The following is a 15,804-nucleotide window of genomic DNA, read 5'->3' on the forward strand; positions in this document are numbered from 1 at the left end:
TCTGCGTGGACGTTTTTTTTCAAGATGCCGTCGTTGTGTGCATGGCATCGTTTTCAAGGAAAGCTGAATGACTCAAAGACATGTAATCAACGCCTCGGTAAGCCCCAAGGGCAGCCTGGAGACCTTGTCCCAGCGCGAAGTCCAGCAACTGAGCGAAGCCGGTTCCGGCAGCATCTATACCCTCTTCCGCCAGTGCGCCCTGGCCATCCTCAACACCGGCGCCCATGTTGATAACGCCAAGACCATCCTGGAAGCCTACAAGGACTTCGAGATCCGTATTCACCAGCAGGACCGCGGCGTGCGCCTGGAGCTGCTGAACGCGCCGGCCGATGCCTTCGTCGACGGCGAAATGATCGCCAGCACCCGGGAAATGCTCTTCAGTGCCCTGCGCGACATCGTCTACACCGAGAACGAGCTGGACAGCCAGCGCATCGACCTCAGCTCGTCCCAGGGCATCAGCGACTACGTGTTCCACCTGCTGCGCAACGCCCGCACCCTGCGCCCTGGCGTGGAGCCGAAAATCGTCGTGTGCTGGGGCGGTCACTCGATCAACACCGAAGAATACAAATACACCAAGAAAGTCGGCCACGAACTGGGCCTGCGCAGCCTGGACATCTGCACCGGTTGCGGCCCGGGCGTGATGAAAGGCCCGATGAAAGGCGCCACCATCGCCCACGCCAAGCAGCGCATCCATGGCGGTCGCTACCTGGGCCTGACGGAGCCGGGCATCATCGCCGCCGAGGCGCCGAACCCGATCGTCAATGAGCTGGTGATCCTGCCGGACATCGAGAAACGCCTGGAAGCCTTCGTGCGTGTCGGTCACGGCATCATCATCTTCCCGGGCGGCGCCGGTACGGCGGAAGAGTTCCTCTACCTGCTGGGCATCCTGATGCACCCGGCCAACCAGGACCTGCCGTTCCCGGTGGTCCTCACCGGGCCGAAAAGCGCCGCGCCGTACCTTGACCAGTTGCATGCGTTTGTCGGCGCAACCCTGGGCCCGGCGGCGCAACAGCACTATCAGATCATCATCGACGACCCGGCCGAAGTGGCGCGGCAGATGACCCAGGGGCTCAAGGAGGTCAAGCAGTTCCGCCGCGAGCGCAACGACGCCTTCCACTTCAACTGGCTGCTGAAGATCGACGAGGGCTTCCAGCGCCCGTTCGACCCGACCCACGCCAACATGGCCAGCCTGGGCCTGAGCCGCGACCTGCCCGCCCACGAACTGGCCGCCAACCTGCGCCGGGCGTTCTCGGGGATCGTGGCCGGTAACGTCAAGGACAAGGGCATCCGCCTGATCGAAGAGCACGGCCCATACGAGATCCACGGCGACGCCGCCATCATGGAACCCCTCGACCGCCTGCTCCAGGCCTTCGTCGCCCAGCACCGCATGAAACTGCCGGGCGGCGCGGCGTATGTGCCGTGCTATCGCGTGGTGACCTGACCTATCTGAGGACCACTGATCCAATGTGGGTGCAAAGCTTGCTCCCACAGGGGATCTTTAGTGGCCGAAAAATCGAAGACCACCGCAGATCCAATGTGGGAGCAAAGCTTGCTCGCGATAGCGGTTTTAAAGCCAACAGAGGTGTTGTCTGTGACGACGCTATCGCGAGCAAGCTTTGCTCCCACAGGGGTGCTCCCACAGGCGTGCTCCCACAGGCGCGCTCCTACAGGGGATTGTGATTAGGGGATCGTGTGGTTACTGAATCCGCATCAGGCCGGCTTCATCCACTTCAATGCCTAGCCCAAGGTAATCCTTGATCTGCGGATGAAGGGTGACCACCGGGTGCGTATGCGTCGCCGTTACCACCAGCACATCCGCCTCGGCGGCCTCGCCTGCCCGGATGCCCGCCTCGGCGTCTTCAAAGACCAGGCACTCCTGCGGCGTCACTTGCAGGCGCTCGGCGGCCAGGCGATAGCAGGCGGGGTTGGGCTTGCCGTCGCTGACGTCTTCGGCCGTGACCATCACCCCGGGACGCGGGATCCCCGCCGCTTCCATACGACGCAAGGCCAATGCCATGGGCGCCGAAGTCACAATCGCCCAGCGCTCTGGCGGCAGGCTGTTCAGAAAGGCCTGCGCACCGGGCACCTGCACCACCCCTTCGACATCTTCGATTTCCTCGCGGGTAATCTGCTCGGCTTCGGCCTGGGCATCCACCCCTGGCAGGTGCTGGCGAGCGATGGTGTCGATGGCGCGCACGCCATGGATCGTCGGCAGGAACGTCGCCACGTCAACGCCGTGGCGCAGGGCCCAGCGCGTCCAGATCCGCTCGGCGGCGGCGATGGAATTGAGCAATGTGCCGTCCATGTCGAACAGGAAGGCGCGGTAGGCAATGGGGTTGGGGGGACTGGCAGGCATCGGATCCTCGGTGGCGGCGTGGCGGATGACGGCCACTGTAACATCGCCAGGCCCCAATCCCCTGTGGGAGCGAGCCTGTGGGTCAGCCTGTGGGTCAGCCTGTGGGTCAGCCTGTGGGTCAGCCTGTGGGAGCAAAGCTTGCTCGCGATGCAGACACCTCGGTTTCTGAGAGACCGCATCAACTTTATCGCGGGCAAGCCTTGCTCCCACAGCAAGCTTTGCTCCCACAGGCGCACACCCAGGAAATGGTGTTGTGTCACAAAGCGACAATCTAAACGAGGCGCTCGATCGGCTGATGCTGCCACACCAACTTGTAGTACAGCGTCTGCAACAGCAGCATGCTCAAGTAGGCCACCGGGAACGCCATCCACACCCCTTGCAGCCCGAAGTGAGCGTCCAGCAGATACGCCGCTGGCACTTGCACGGCGACGATGCAGAAGATCGAGATGGCGACCGGCACCAGCACCGTGCCGCTGGCGCGCATGATGCCGCCGATGATCGCCTGGAAGCCGAACACCAGCAGGCTCCAGAGCATGATGTGCAGCAGGTGCTCGGCCTGGACCCGTGCCGCCGGGTCGGTGATGAACAGCCCCAGTAGCCAGTGGGACAACAGATAGCCCAGGACCACCAGCCCACCGGTAAGCCAGAGGTTGATCAACAACCCCGTGCGCAGGATCGGCCCCAGGCGCTCCAGGCGTCCGGCACCGATGGCCTGGGCACCGAGGATCGAGGCGGTGATGGCAATCGACAGCGCCGGAAACTGCACGTAGTTGACGATCTGCGTCACCGCGCCGTAGGCCGCCGTGGCCTGGGAACCGTGGCTATTGACCAGCGTCAGGATGACTAACTCGGACAACGAGATCACCACCATCTGCAACCCCGTGGGCAAGCCGATGCGCAGCACTTTGCCGAGGATGTCCTTGTCCAGGCGCATCGCCGCGAACAATGCACGGTCCGGCGCCAGGGCATGCTCGCGGCGGCTCAGGCGCCACGCCAGCATCAGCATCGCTGACGTCGTCCCCACCAGCCCCGCCCATGCCGCGCTCTGGATGCCCATCTGCGGCAACCCCAACCAGCCACGGATCAACGCGGGCGTGAGCAGCAGCCCGACACTGGTGGACACCAGCAGCGCCAACATCGGCGACACCGTATCGCTCACCCCGCGCAGCAGTTGGGTAAACAGCACAAATACCAGCAACATTGGCAGGATCCACATCATGACCCGGGCATAGGAAACGGCGTCCTCCAGCACATCGGCCGGCGTGCCAAGCCCCTGCAACGCCTGACGCGCAAAGACACTGCCAAGCACCGCCGCCGTCAGCCCGATGATGGCCCCCAACAACAACGTCGAACCGGCAATCGCCTTCACCGTGCCGGTTTCTCCGGCGCCGTAGGCCTGTCCGATCAATACCCCCGCCCCCGCGCCGAGGCCGATCACCAATGCGATAAAGAAAAACACGATGGGAAACATGCCCGACACCGCCGCCAAGGCCTGGGTGCCGAGCATCTGGCCGATGTAGATGCTGTTGAGCGTGCCAGACATGGACTGCAGGAAGTTGGACAGGACCATGGGGGCCAGGAACAGGAGATAGGTTTTCCAGAGGGGCTGGGTGGGCATGGGGGCTCTGATGGCAGGTTCGAAAATCCGGGTGCCGGTAATTTAGCGCAATCCAATCATCTGTTTCAGAAGATTCAGCGCGGTTCGCTCTTGTGGCGAGGGGATTTATCCCCGCTGGGCTGCGAAGCGGCCCTAAAAGCCCACACCTCGCTCCATAGGCCGATTATATGCACCGATCTTGGGGCCGCTTCGCAGCCCAGCGGGGATAAATCCCCTCGCCACAGGGGTTCTATGTTGCGGCTTATACCTTCGTCGGGTGCATTCGACATTTCACAGACTGCGTCTAGTCTGAAGTAGCACAGTGCCACGCACCGTGTAGGCCAATGCCTACAGCAATACCGGCATCGGACAGCCGGTCTTAAAGTCCGAGTAGAGGTCGCAGATAACCAGTTATTCGCAAATAACCTGTTAGAAACTCTGTTCAAGGACCGAACCATGACGTCGTACCCACACGGTCATTCCTTCGCCCAACCACCGCGCATCCTCTGGAACACAGTGCTCGTCGCTTTTGTTGCAGCCGTTGGCGTCGTGCTGCTCAACGGTCCAAGTGTACAGAACATCATTCTGGGCATTGCCCTTTTGGCCGTTGGCGTCGGTGCTGGCGTATGGGGGGCGCGTTCGCAACGCCAGCAGTTCGACAGCGCCCTCGCCGCCGCCATGGCCCGCCACGACCAGCAAGCCACCGAGCACCCGGCCCATAACACCCGCAAGCAACTCAACGAAGTCATTCTCGGTGCCATGCCGATCTGGGCCAAGCAAGTCGAAAGCTCCCGGCAGCAGACCGAAACCGCAATCGTCTCGCTGACCAACCGCTTCACCGGCATTTCCTCGCGCCTGGAAGACACCGTGCAAGCCTCGCAACTGGCCGCCGGTGAACTGGCCGGCAAAAGCAGCGGCGGCGCCGTGCAGGTGTTAGCCCAGAGCGAAGGTGAACTGGTCAAGGTCATCGATTCGCTGAAGGCCACCCAGGCCAGCCGCGACGAAACCCTGGCCCAGGTGCGTAACCTGACGGCCTATACCGGCGAGCTGCGGACCATGGCCGCCGACGTCGCGGCGATTGCCGCGCAGACCAACCTGCTGGCCCTCAACGCCGCCATCGAAGCCGCCCGTGCCGGCGAAGCCGGGCGTGGGTTTGCCGTGGTGGCCGACGCCGTGCGCAGTCTCTCGAGCAAGTCCAGCGAGACCGGCCAGCAGATGTCGGCCAAGGTCGACATCATCAACAGCGCCATCACCCAACTGGTGCATGCCGCGTCCAGCGGCGCGGACCAGGACAGCCATTCGGTCACTGCCTCCGAGCAAAGCATCGAGCAGGTGCTGGAGCGCTTCAAGAGTGTCACCGGCCGCTTGGCCGACTCAGCCGACATGCTGCAGCGGGAAAGCTTCGGCATCCGCGATGAACTCACCGAGGTGCTGGTCAGCCTGCAATTCCAGGATCGGGTCAGCCAGATCCTCAGCCACGTGCGCGACAACATCGAGGACCTGCATGTGCACCTGCAGCAGGCCGGTCAGTCGCCCGAACAGGCCGTTTCCATCGACGCCCGCCAATGGCTGGCGCGCATGGAAACCACTTACGCCACCGACGAGCAACGCCGCAATCACCACGGCGACTCGAGCGCGCAACAGACTTCACAGGAAATTACCTTCTTTTAGGAGCGCCGTTCATGGCTAAAAGTGTATTGGTTGTCGACGACTCCGCGAGCGTTCGGCAGGTGGTCGGCATCGCGCTGAAAAGTGCCGGCTATGACGTGATCGAAGCCAGCGATGGCAAGGACGCACTGGGCAAGCTCAATGGCCAGAAAGTGCACCTGATCATCAGTGACGTGAACATGCCCAACATGGACGGCATCACCTTCGTCAAGGAGGTCAAGAAGCTGGCCAGCTACAAGTTCACGCCGATCATCATGCTCACCACCGAATCCCAGGAATCGAAGAAACAGGAAGGCCAGGCCGCCGGAGCCAAGGCCTGGGTGGTCAAGCCATTCCAGCCAGCACAGATGCTGGCGGCGGTATCCAAGCTGATTCTTCCTTGATAGCCGGAGGCTCCCATGCCGTTGCAATACGAGACACACGATGACACCGCCCAGGTGCACATCGACGGCGAGCTGACGATCTACACCGCCGCCGACCTGGCCGCGCAATGGTTGCCGCACCTGGGCGCAACACCGCGGATGGCCCTTGATCTGTCGCAGATCACCGAAATGGACGGCGCCGGCCTGCAACTGCTGCTGATGGTACAGCGCGAGGCCGCCAGGGCCGGCACCCAACTGACATTGACCGGCCAAAGCAAAGCCGTTACGGAAACACTTGCCCTGTGCAACCTGGTTGCCTAGGGCCGTTGCAATACGTCGGACACGACAAAGGATATGAGCGTGAGCATCAATCTCGATCAGGCACAACAGACCTTCATCGTCGAGGCACGGGAACAGTTGGAGGCGATGGAAGAGTCGCTGCTGCAACTGGAAACCGACCCCGGTGACGATGACGCCATTGGCGCGATCTTCCGGGCGGCGCACACGATCAAGGGCTCGGCCGGGCTGTTCGGCCTGGAACCGATCGTCAGCTTCACCCACATCGTCGAAGACGTGCTCGACCGCCTGCGCAACGGCAGCGTCGAAGTGGACGCCGGCCTGATCGCGGTGCTGCTCAAGTCCAGCGATCACATGCTGGAACTGATCAACGTGGCCGCCAACCAGGGCGGAGCGCTGACGCCACCGGCCCTGCAACGGGAAGTGGAACTGTGCCAGATCCTGCAGGAGTACCAGGCGCCCTCGCCCGCTGCGACCCCGACGCCAGCCCCTGAAACCAACACCCGCGAGCCCGGCGAAACGCGCCTCTGGCACATTTCCCTGCGCTTCGGCCAGGACGTGTTCCGCAACGGCATGGACCCGCTGTCGTTCCTGCGTTATCTGCAAACCCTGGGTGACATCGTCGACCTCACCACCCTGACCGACGCCCTGCCCGCCGCCGACGCCTGGGACGCCGAATCCTGCTACCTGGGCTTCGACATCGAGTTTCGCTCGACCGCCAGCCACGGGGCGATCAACGAAGTGTTCGATTTCGTCCGCGAAGACTGCGTGATCGAGATCGTGGCCCTGGATGACGACATCGCGCCCCCGGCCAACACCGGCCTGGTGACCACGTCGCCGGAACCGGCCGAGGAAAGCACCGCGTTGGTCGCCACCGGCGAGTTGTTGTCCGACCAGCGCAAGACGCCGCGCATGCCCGCCCAGATCGCCAGCGACAAACAGGCGGTGACCAGCGACAGCAAGGCCAAGGACGGCACCTATGTGCGAGTCAATGCCGACAAGCTCGACGAACTGATCAACCTGGTGGGCGAACTGGTCATCGCCAGCGCCGGCACCAGCCTGCTGGCCCGCACCTGCAACAACGATCCGTTGCAGGAATCCACCTCGACGGTGTCGTCACTGGTGGAGGAAATCCTCGACGGTGCCCTGCGCCTGCGCATGATCCCCATCGGCGAAACCTTCAACCGCTTCCGTCGGGTGGTGCGCGATGTCAGCCAGGAACTGGGCAAGGACATCGACCTGATCATCAGCGGCGCAGAGACCGAGCTGGACAAGACCGTGGTGGAAAAAATCGGCGACCCGCTCATGCACTTGCTGCGCAACGCCATGGACCACGGCATTGAAACCGCCGAGGCCCGGTTGGCGGCCGGCAAACCGGCCAAGGGGCACCTGCACCTCAACGCCTATCACGACTCGGGCAGCATTGTGCTGGAGATCGCCGACGACGGCGCCGGCCTGAACCGCGACCGGATCCTGGAAAAAGCCCAGGAACGTGGCCTGGTGACACCCGGCGCGAGCCCGACCGACCAGGAAATCTACAACCTGATCTTCGAACCCGGTTTCTCCACCGCCCAGGCCGTGACCAACCTTTCCGGGCGTGGCGTGGGCATGGACGTGGTCAAGCGCAACATCACCCTGCTGCGCGGCACCGTCGACCTGGACAGCCAGCCCGGCAAGGGCACCGTGGTGCGCATCCGCCTGCCGCTGACCCTGGCGATCATCAATGGTTTCTTGGTGGGCATCGGTCAGTCGACTTATGTCATTCCGCTGGACATGGTCCAGGAATGCATCGAGCTGAGCGAAGACGACGGGTTCGCCAGCCGCGAACAAGGCTACCTCGACCTGCGCGGCGAGGTGCTGCCGCTGGTCTACCTGCGCGATCACTTCAGCCACGAAGGCCCGGCCGCGCGCCGGCAGAACGTGGTGGTGGTGCGCTACGCCGAACTCAAGGCCGGGTTGGTGGTGGATGACTTGCTGGGTGAATTCCAGACCGTGATCAAGCCGCTGGGCAAGCTGTTTGGCGCCCTTCGCGGCATCAGTGGCTCGACCATCCTGGGCAGTGGCGCCGTGGCGTTGATTCTCGACGTGCCGGCGCTGCTCACCCAGATCGCCCAAGTGGAAAACCGTTACACACCGACTCAATTACAACAAGCCAACGCTCGCTGACGCTTTAGCAATTCCATGGAGAGGTACTTCCCAATGAAATGGTTCTACGATCTTAGAATCGCCACCAAACTGATCACTTCATTTCTTGTGGTGCTGGCGCTGACCGCCGTCATGGGGGTGTTCTCGATCATTCAACTGGGCCAGGTGAACCACACCGCCCTCGACATCCGTGAAAACTGGATGCCGTCCATGCGCGCAGCCTCGGGTATGCGCTTCTATGCGGCGAGCTATCGCCTCAAGGAAAACCGCCATATTGTCGCCGACTCCGAGCAAGAGCGCGTCACCCTCGAGCAGGAGGCCGAGGAAGCCAAGAAGGCCTTCGAAACACGCCTGGCCACTTACGAAAAACTGCTCTCCAGCGCTGAAGATCGTCAGCTATTCGACACCACCCGCAACGACTGGGCCGCCTATCTGGCGATCAGCAAAGATCTGCTCGCATTGTCCCGGCAGAACCTGACCGAGCAGGCCAATGCGATGCTCAAGGGCGAGTCCAAGCATCGGTTCGACCTGGTGACCGGCGACCTGCAAAAACTGGTCGAACTCAACGCGGCTGGCGCTGATGTCGCCAGTGCACACGGCACCCAGCTGTATGAAAACGCACGCCTGTCGATCATCGCCGTGCTGGTTGCCGCCCTGCTGGTGGGCCTGGGCCTGGCGCTGTTCATCTCGCGCATCATCTCCCGCCCATTGAAACAGGCCGCCGCCGTCGCCGAACAATTGGCCGAAGGCAACCTGAACGCGAAAATCGAAGGTGGCTCCAAGGATGAAACCGGCATGGTGCTCAACGCCATGCAGAACATGGTCGGCAAGCTCTCGCACATCATCGGTGAAGTGCGCAACGCGGCGGACAACCTGGCCAGCGCCTCCGAAGAAGTCAGCGCCACCGCGCAATCGATGAGCCAGGCCACCAGCGAGCAGGCGGCCAGCGTCGAGGAAACCAGTGCCTCCATCGAGCAGATGAGCGCCAGCATCAACCAGAACACCGAGAACGCCAAGGTCACCGACGGCATGGCCAGCAAGGCCGCCAAGGAAGCCACCGACGGCGGCGAATCGGTGCAGCAGACCGTGGTGGCGATGAAGAAAATCGCCCAGCGCATCAGCATCATCGACGACATCGCCTACCAGACCAACCTGCTGGCACTCAACGCTGCCATCGAAGCCGCCCGCGCCGGTGAACACGGCAAAGGCTTCGCGGTGGTCGCCGCCGAAGTGCGCAAACTGGCCGAACGCAGCCAGGTGGCCGCCCAGGAAATCGGCGAGCTGTCGTCCAGCAGCGTCGACATGGCGGAAAAGGCCGGGAGCCTGCTCAACGAGATGGTCCCGTCGATCAACAAGACTTCGGACCTGGTGCAGGAAATCAGCGCCGCCTCCGAAGAACAGGCCGCCGGCGTGGCGCAGATCAACACCGCCATGACCCAGCTCAACCAGGTGACCCAGCAAAACGCCTCCAGCAGCGAAGAACTGGCCGCCACCGCCGAGGAAATGAGCAGCCAGGCCGAGCAGCTGCAACAGGCCATGAGTTTCTTCACCCTGGACACGCCGCCCAAATCTGCCGTGCAAGTTGCCAGGGTCGATAACACCCCAGGTCCGTCCAGCCGAAAACCGGCCCGGGCACCGGCACCGGTCATGCCTAAAGCGTTTGCCTACACCATGGCCAGCGCCCCGGACGAATCGGAATTCACCCGGTTCTGATGGCCCGGTTCCACTGGCTTGCTTAAAGGAGAAAAAGCAATGGGCGCCATCGCGACCACACGTCAAACCGCCCTCGCGGTCGAGGAAGAAGCGCAATACCTGACGTTCATGCTCGGCACGGAGATGTTTGCCATCGGCATCCTGTGCATCAAGGAAATCATCGAATACGGCAACCTGACCGTGGTGCCGATGATGCCGACCTTCGTGCGCGGGGTGATCAACCTGCGGGGCGCGGTCGTGCCGGTAGTCGATCTGTCGGCCCGTTTCGGCCGACCGAATTCGGCGATCAGCCGCCGCAGCTGCGTGGTGATCATCGAGGCGGCCAGCGCCGACGGCCAGGCCCAGGACATTGGCCTGCTGGTGGACACGGTGTCGGCGGTGCTGGAAATCCCGGCCTCGCAGATCGAACCACCACCGAGCTTCGGTGCGAAGATCCGTGCCGATTTCATCAGTGGCATGGCCAAGGTCGATGGCAAGTTCGTCATCGTGCTGGAGGTGGACCGCGTGCTGTCCATCGACGAAATGTCCCAACTCGCCGAAGCCAGCCCAAGCGCGCTGGAAGTGGATGCCCCGTGAACGCCGATACCTGCAAGGAACGCACGCTGAACACCCAGGCGCTCACTGACCGAGAGTTCGGCCAGTTCCAGTCCTGGCTGTACCAGGCCGCCGGCATCAGCCTGTCCGAGGCCAAGAAAGCCCTGGTGGCCGGGCGTTTATTCAAGCGCCTCAAGCACTATGGGCTGGACAGCTATGGCGAGTATTTCAAGCTGATCATGAACGGCCAGCGCACCGATGAGTTGCAGGTAGCGCTGGACCTGCTCACCACCAACGAGACCTATTTTTTCCGCGAACCCAAGCATTTCGATTTCCTGCGCCAACACGTGCTGCCCCACGCGACACCGGGCAAGACCTTTCGCTTGTGGAGCGCGGCCAGTTCATCGGGGGAAGAACCCTACAGCCTGGCCATGACCCTGGCCGAAGGGCTGGGCACCACGCCCTGGGAAGTCATCGGTTCGGACATCAGCAGCCAGGTGCTGGCCAAGGCGCGCGCCGGGCATTATCCGATGGAGCGCGCCCGCACCCTGCCCCAGCCGCTGCTGGTGAAATATTGCCTCAAGGGCACCGGCAGCCAGCAAGGCACGTTCCTCATCGACCGGGCATTGCGCAACCGGGTCAATTTCATCCAGGTCAACCTCAACGACACCCTGCCGGAGCTGGGGGAGTTCGACGTGATCTTCCTGCGCAACGTCATGATCTATTTCGACCAGCCCACCAAAAGCAAAGTGGTTGCCCGCTTGCTCCCCCGGCTCAAGCCCGGCGGCTATTTCATCGTCAGCCACTCGGAAAGTCTCAACGGTGTGTCCGATGCGTTGAAACTGGTGGCGCCCTCGATTTACCGCAAACCATGAACGCCGCTATCAGGGAAGTGGCCGAGGTGTACCTGGCACCCGGGGAGTTTCGTTTCGCCACCTGCCCGACCCGCCTGCGCACGATCCTCGGTTCTTGCGTGGCGATCACCCTGTGGCATCCGGAACGCAAGATCGGCGGCATGTGCCACTTCATGCTGCCCAGTCGGGTGCGCTGCTCCACCGCACTGAACGGCCTCTACGCCGACGAAGCCATCGAACTGTTCATCCACCAGGCCCGGGCCCACCACACCGAACCCGAGGATTACCAGCTCAAGCTGTTCGGCGGTGGCGAGATGTTCCCCGAGCTGCAACGCCACGTGCCCTACGGCGATGTGGCGCGGCTGAACGTCAACGCCGCGCTGGAAATAGCCGCCCTCTATCGCCTCGACCTGATCGCCCAGGACATGGGCAGCACTGGCCACCGCAGCATCATCTTCGACCTTTGCAGCGGCGATGTGTGGGTCAGGCACCAACCTATAAGGACCCGGCACTGACTATGTCAAAAAAGATCAATGTACTGCTGGTGGATGACTCTGCCGTGGTTCGCCAGGTGTTGTTGGCGATCCTCAGCGACACACCGGACATCCACGTCATGGGCGCGGCGTCCGACCCGATTTTCGCCATGGACAAACTGGCCAAGGAATGGCCCGACGTGATCGTGCTGGACGTGGAAATGCCGCGCATGGACGGCATCACCTTCCTGAAAAAAATCATGAGCGAGCGCCCCACACCGGTGGTGATCTGCTCGTCCCTGACACCCCGGGGCGCGGAAACCACCTTGCAGGCGATGGCCGCTGGCGCGGTGGAAATCATCACCAAGCCCACCACCGGCCTGAAGAATTTTCTGTTGGAGTCGGCGCCGGAACTGGTGTCGGCGATCCGCGCCGCCGCCCAGGTCAACGTGCGCAACCTGGGCAAGCGCCCTGCCCCGATCGCGCTGACGCCCGCGACCAAACTCACCGCCGACGCCATGCTGCCCGCCGCCAACGGCCACGCCATGGCGCAGACCACCGAACGCATCGTCGCCCTGGGCACCTCCACCGGCGGCACCCAGGCCCTGGAAGCGGTGCTCACCGCCCTGCCGCGGGTGTGCCCGGGTATCATCATCGTCCAGCACATGCCGGAAAAATTCACCGCCTCGTTCGCCGCCCGGCTCAACAGCCTGTGCCAGATCGAAGTGCGCGAGGCCCGCAACAACGACCGCATCCACCCGGGCCTGGCGCTCATCGCACCGGGCGGCAAGCACATGATGGTGACCCGCAGCGGCGCGTTCTATCACGTGCAGGTGGTGGACGGCCCACTGGTCAACCGCCACCGCCCGTCGGTGGATGTGCTGTTCCGCTCCGTGGCCAAATTCGCCGGCCGCAACGCCACCGGCATCATCATGACCGGCATGGGCGACGACGGCGCCCGCGGCCTGAAGGAAATGCTCGACGCCGGCAGCACCACCGTGGCCCAGGACGAAGCCAGCTGCGTGGTCTTCGGCATGCCCAAGGAAGCAATCAAACTCAACGCCGCACAACGGGTGATGGGGTTGCAGGAGATTGCGCAGGTGATTTTGCATCGGTAACAAAAACCGCCCGTGGCGAGGGAGCTTGCTCCCGCTGGGCTGCGCCTGTAGAAGCTGTGTAGGAGCTGTGTAGGAGCTGTCGAGTGCAACGAGGCTGCGATCTTTCCCCAGACACTTGAATCCCAAGCGAAAGATCAAAAGATCGTCCGAACGCGGCCCGAGCCTTCGCCAGCTCCTACAGAGCCCAGCGGGAGCAAGCTCCCTCGCCACAAAAGCCATCAAAACCACACCGGGCCCATGTGGGCTTGTCGCGCCACAGGTCTTCAGCAGCTTGCCTACACGGGCGAAATCGTCGCCAGCACGCCAATCAAAAGGGTCAGCGCCAAAAACCCACCCAAAAAAATCGCCATCTTCGCCATGAGCACTCCTGGACCCAAAAAATGCAGCACACGGGCCGTCTGATAAGCCCACCGCGTGGTTATTCTGGGGCTGGGCCTGGGTTCATGACAGAGGCACCTGACGCCGGAAAATACGGATCAGACGAAAACACCCCAGCCCCCCACAGGACTCGCCCAATGCAACAACCTGGGCCCGGCCGCGACCAGGAACAGCGCAAGACCGGAAAAACTCAACGAGGTAAATCGCTAACGGTCCTCGATCACGGCTATCATTGCCGCTCGCCCTTCTGACAGGCGATGTCGCAGGCCACCCTCAAGGATCCAGGTATGACTTTTCTGCCGTCACGCTCCACCCTCTTCGTCTCCAGCCTCCTGCTCAGCTCCCTGTGCTTTGCCGAAGGCGAGCCAACCGACGGCAGCCTCATCAAGGACTCGACCAAGGCAGCCGTTTCAACCTTCATTACCGCCGGCAAGAACCTGCTGGGCGGTGTCAGTGAAGGCGTGCTCGATGGCCGCGAATCGGCCCAAGGCACCGACGGTGCCGCGATCATTTCCTCCGGCGAACAAATGAAAGATCGCATCGCCGTTGAAGTGCTGAAGCTCGAACCCGGCGACGACAACGTCAGCATCACCCTCGGCTTCAAGAACAGCACCGACACCCAACTGCGCGTGGTCAACCTCGGCCAGACCGGCGTACTGCTGGCCATCGACCAGGCGGGTTACTCCAACCGCCTCACCGGCCTGGACAACCCGGATGAAGTCACCATTCCGGCGAAGACCGCCGTGCGCCAGAAGTTTGTGTTTGAAGGCATGAACGAAGCGGTCAGTTCGGTACGGATGTGGGGGCAGGATTACTCGGTCAAGAAATAATAGTGCCGCAGCGTGTCTGGCAAACGTGCCTGGTTCTCGCCATGTGCACGCTAGCGGCTTGCGAGTACGGCTCAGAGCCAGACCCGCTAAAAACCGCCCTGCTCGCCGCGCCACCTGAGCTCGTTTTCAAGGGACTGCTTGCAGGGCAGTTTGCTCACCTGGTTGTTCACGATTGTGCGGTTTACAAGATCGAAGACCAGTCAGCGAAAGACATGACCTGGACCGTGGTGCTGGAAACGGAGCCCTACCCTTTTTTCACCAGTTGCGATCGGCAGTCGCTGAGCAAGGGAAAGGAGAGTGTCACGGTTGAGCTTGGGCGTATGGCATTTGGAGCCGGTGGATGCTGCGCCACTGGGGGAACCTACCGCACGAACGATGGACGTGGATGGAAGAAGTTGTAGGCTTGAGACGCAGCCTTACGTTCACTTAACCAATCGCGTATCCAGGCCAAACCTTTCCTGCGAGACAAGCCTGAACTGATCCGCCGCCAAATCGCAGCTCACCAGTAGATTCCAGGAGTGCCGAGTCACCGCCGAAGGAATCAGTACAAAGGGATGCTGCGCCAGCAGCTCGTCAGCAAACTGCTGCTGATTGGGCGACGGTCGAGCCGGAATCAGCCAGTTGGGGTTTGGCACGTCTTCGACCTGAATCACTTTGATAAGCGCCGGATCCAGCACCTCAAAACATGTCAGTAAGTAAGGCACCCTGTCCAACGCGTCGAATCCCAAGTGGGCCGCTACTTCCAAAATGGCCGTAGACGGGTCAGCCGAAGCATAGATAACCCGCCGTCCGGGCGGATTCCAACGGCCACCGGTTCGTTGCGCCCCGATGCCGCTGTCCCATGTATCCTTGTAGACCTCCCGGTCAAGGCGCCAAGCGTGCCATCGTCCGTCCCAGGGCAAAGGATTCATTGATAAACCCCATGTTCAATCCGGGTCAGGTAATCCTCCACCACCTGGAAGCCCAGCGAGTTGTCGATCAGCTCCAATGGCACGTAACCGTCCAGGTACTTGCAGGGTTTCTTCAACCAGTCCTCAGCCAGTTGCTGGCTGCCAAAGACGTTGGTGGCGTGCTCCAGGGTCTGAGCATACTGAAAGGCAACCGTACTCTGCTGCTGGTTCAGGCGTATTGGCTTGGTCTCCTTCGCCAGACGCTGGACGGTCCTGACGGATCTCCCGGTAATGCGTTGAACCAGATCCTGCTCCATGTACAGAGTGGACGTAGAAAGCATGTCCTTGACGTCGCTCAGGTAAAAGCCTTCCTGCGCATACCGGATAATCAGCAAACGCTCATCACCTTTACGGCCATGCAACAGCACCTCCGTAGGCTTTCTGGTTACCCTTGCCTCCATACCAGTTTTTCCGGCGGATTTCACAGCCGGCTTGTCTGCTTGCTTCGCTAGGGACATAACATTGACCTCCGTACGACATTTGACGCAATCATAGCGCCAAATGTCGCGATAGCGGCAACTCAGTTCGT

At 62.1% G+C, this 15,804-nt stretch carries 14 protein-coding genes and 1 pseudogene; 11 read left to right on the plus strand and 4 right to left on the minus strand.

Going from position 1 to position 15,804, the window contains the following annotated elements; genetic code table 11:
* Window positions 1–67 precede the first annotated feature (67 nt).
* On the plus strand, window positions 68–1,441 hold the full coding sequence (ppnN, locus tag AD662_RS17565; RefSeq protein WP_018606010.1) for a nucleotide 5'-monophosphate nucleosidase PpnN: 1,374 nt from the start codon (window positions 68–70) through the stop codon (window positions 1,439–1,441).
* Window positions 1,442–1,696: 255 nt separating this feature from the next.
* Here ppnN and AD662_RS17570 read toward each other — a convergent pair whose 3' ends face one another.
* On the minus strand, window positions 1,697–2,356 hold the full coding sequence (locus tag AD662_RS17570; RefSeq protein ID WP_053189492.1) for an HAD family hydrolase: 660 nt from the start codon (window positions 2,354–2,356) through the stop codon (window positions 1,697–1,699).
* A 271-nt stretch (window positions 2,357–2,627) separates the two neighbouring features.
* The gene (locus AD662_RS17575) at window positions 2,628–3,974 is read right to left on the minus strand and encodes an MATE family efflux transporter (protein ID WP_139213147.1); all 1,347 of its coding nucleotides are present in this window, start codon (window positions 3,972–3,974) and stop codon (window positions 2,628–2,630) included.
* A 708-nt stretch (window positions 3,975–4,682) separates the two neighbouring features.
* On the opposite strand from AD662_RS17575, the pseudogene AD662_RS17580 reads away from it, so the two are divergent.
* The 10 genes and pseudogenes from AD662_RS17580 to AD662_RS17625 form a co-directional block, all read left to right on the plus strand.
* Window positions 4,683–5,624, plus strand: a pseudogene (locus AD662_RS17580) (methyl-accepting chemotaxis protein); the annotation flags it as partial.
* Window positions 5,625–5,635: 11 nt separating this feature from the next.
* Window positions 5,636–6,004 carry a response regulator gene (locus tag AD662_RS17585; protein ID WP_003203044.1) on the plus strand — a complete coding sequence of 123 codons (369 nt, stop codon included), beginning with the start codon at window positions 5,636–5,638 and terminating at the stop codon, window positions 6,002–6,004.
* A 15-nt stretch (window positions 6,005–6,019) separates the two neighbouring features.
* On the plus strand, window positions 6,020–6,304 hold the full coding sequence (locus AD662_RS17590) for an STAS domain-containing protein (protein ID WP_018606018.1): 285 nt from the start codon (window positions 6,020–6,022) through the stop codon (window positions 6,302–6,304).
* A gap of 39 nt (window positions 6,305–6,343) precedes the next feature.
* Entirely contained in the window at window positions 6,344–8,446 is a 2,103-nt protein-coding gene (locus tag AD662_RS17595) for a chemotaxis protein CheA (protein ID WP_053189494.1), read from the plus strand.
* 33 nt (window positions 8,447–8,479) lie between these two features.
* Window positions 8,480–10,138, plus strand: a complete 1,659-nt coding sequence (locus AD662_RS17600; protein WP_053189191.1) for a methyl-accepting chemotaxis protein — start codon at window positions 8,480–8,482, stop codon at window positions 10,136–10,138.
* Between the two features lie 39 nt (window positions 10,139–10,177).
* A complete protein-coding gene (locus AD662_RS17605) occupies window positions 10,178–10,714 on the plus strand; it encodes a chemotaxis protein CheW (RefSeq protein ID WP_018606024.1) in 537 nt (178 codons plus the stop codon).
* Window positions 10,711–11,547 carry a CheR family methyltransferase gene (locus AD662_RS17610; RefSeq protein ID WP_053189193.1) on the plus strand — a complete coding sequence of 279 codons (837 nt, stop codon included), beginning with the start codon at window positions 10,711–10,713 and terminating at the stop codon, window positions 11,545–11,547. Before AD662_RS17605 ends, AD662_RS17610 begins: the two co-directional genes overlap by 4 nt.
* Window positions 11,544–12,041, plus strand: a complete 498-nt coding sequence (gene cheD / locus AD662_RS17615; RefSeq protein WP_053189194.1) for a chemoreceptor glutamine deamidase CheD — start codon at window positions 11,544–11,546, stop codon at window positions 12,039–12,041. The genes AD662_RS17610 and cheD overlap by 4 nt, the downstream gene beginning before the upstream one ends.
* A 2-nt stretch (window positions 12,042–12,043) precedes the next feature.
* Window positions 12,044–13,117, plus strand: coding sequence for a protein-glutamate methylesterase/protein-glutamine glutaminase (locus tag AD662_RS17620; protein WP_053189196.1), 1,074 nt, complete (start codon window positions 12,044–12,046; stop codon window positions 13,115–13,117).
* Between the two features lie 665 nt (window positions 13,118–13,782).
* Window positions 13,783–14,325 carry a hypothetical protein gene (locus tag AD662_RS17625; protein WP_053189198.1) on the plus strand — a complete coding sequence of 181 codons (543 nt, stop codon included), beginning with the start codon at window positions 13,783–13,785 and terminating at the stop codon, window positions 14,323–14,325.
* 422 nt (window positions 14,326–14,747) lie between these two features.
* Here the strand turns inward: AD662_RS17625 and AD662_RS17635 are convergent, their stop codons facing one another.
* Both AD662_RS17635 and AD662_RS17640 read right to left on the minus strand, forming a co-directional pair.
* A complete protein-coding gene (locus AD662_RS17635; protein WP_053189200.1) occupies window positions 14,748–15,236 on the minus strand; it encodes an RES family NAD+ phosphorylase in 489 nt (162 codons plus the stop codon).
* Window positions 15,233–15,676 carry an antitoxin Xre/MbcA/ParS toxin-binding domain-containing protein gene (locus AD662_RS17640; protein ID WP_053189498.1) on the minus strand — a complete coding sequence of 148 codons (444 nt, stop codon included), beginning with the start codon at window positions 15,674–15,676 and terminating at the stop codon, window positions 15,233–15,235. The genes AD662_RS17635 and AD662_RS17640 overlap by 4 nt, the downstream gene beginning before the upstream one ends.
* Window positions 15,677–15,804: the final 128 nt, after the last annotated feature.

This window comes from Pseudomonas kilonensis, assembly GCF_001269885.1.
GTDB classification, from domain to species: domain Bacteria; phylum Pseudomonadota; class Gammaproteobacteria; order Pseudomonadales; family Pseudomonadaceae; genus Aquipseudomonas; species Aquipseudomonas kilonensis.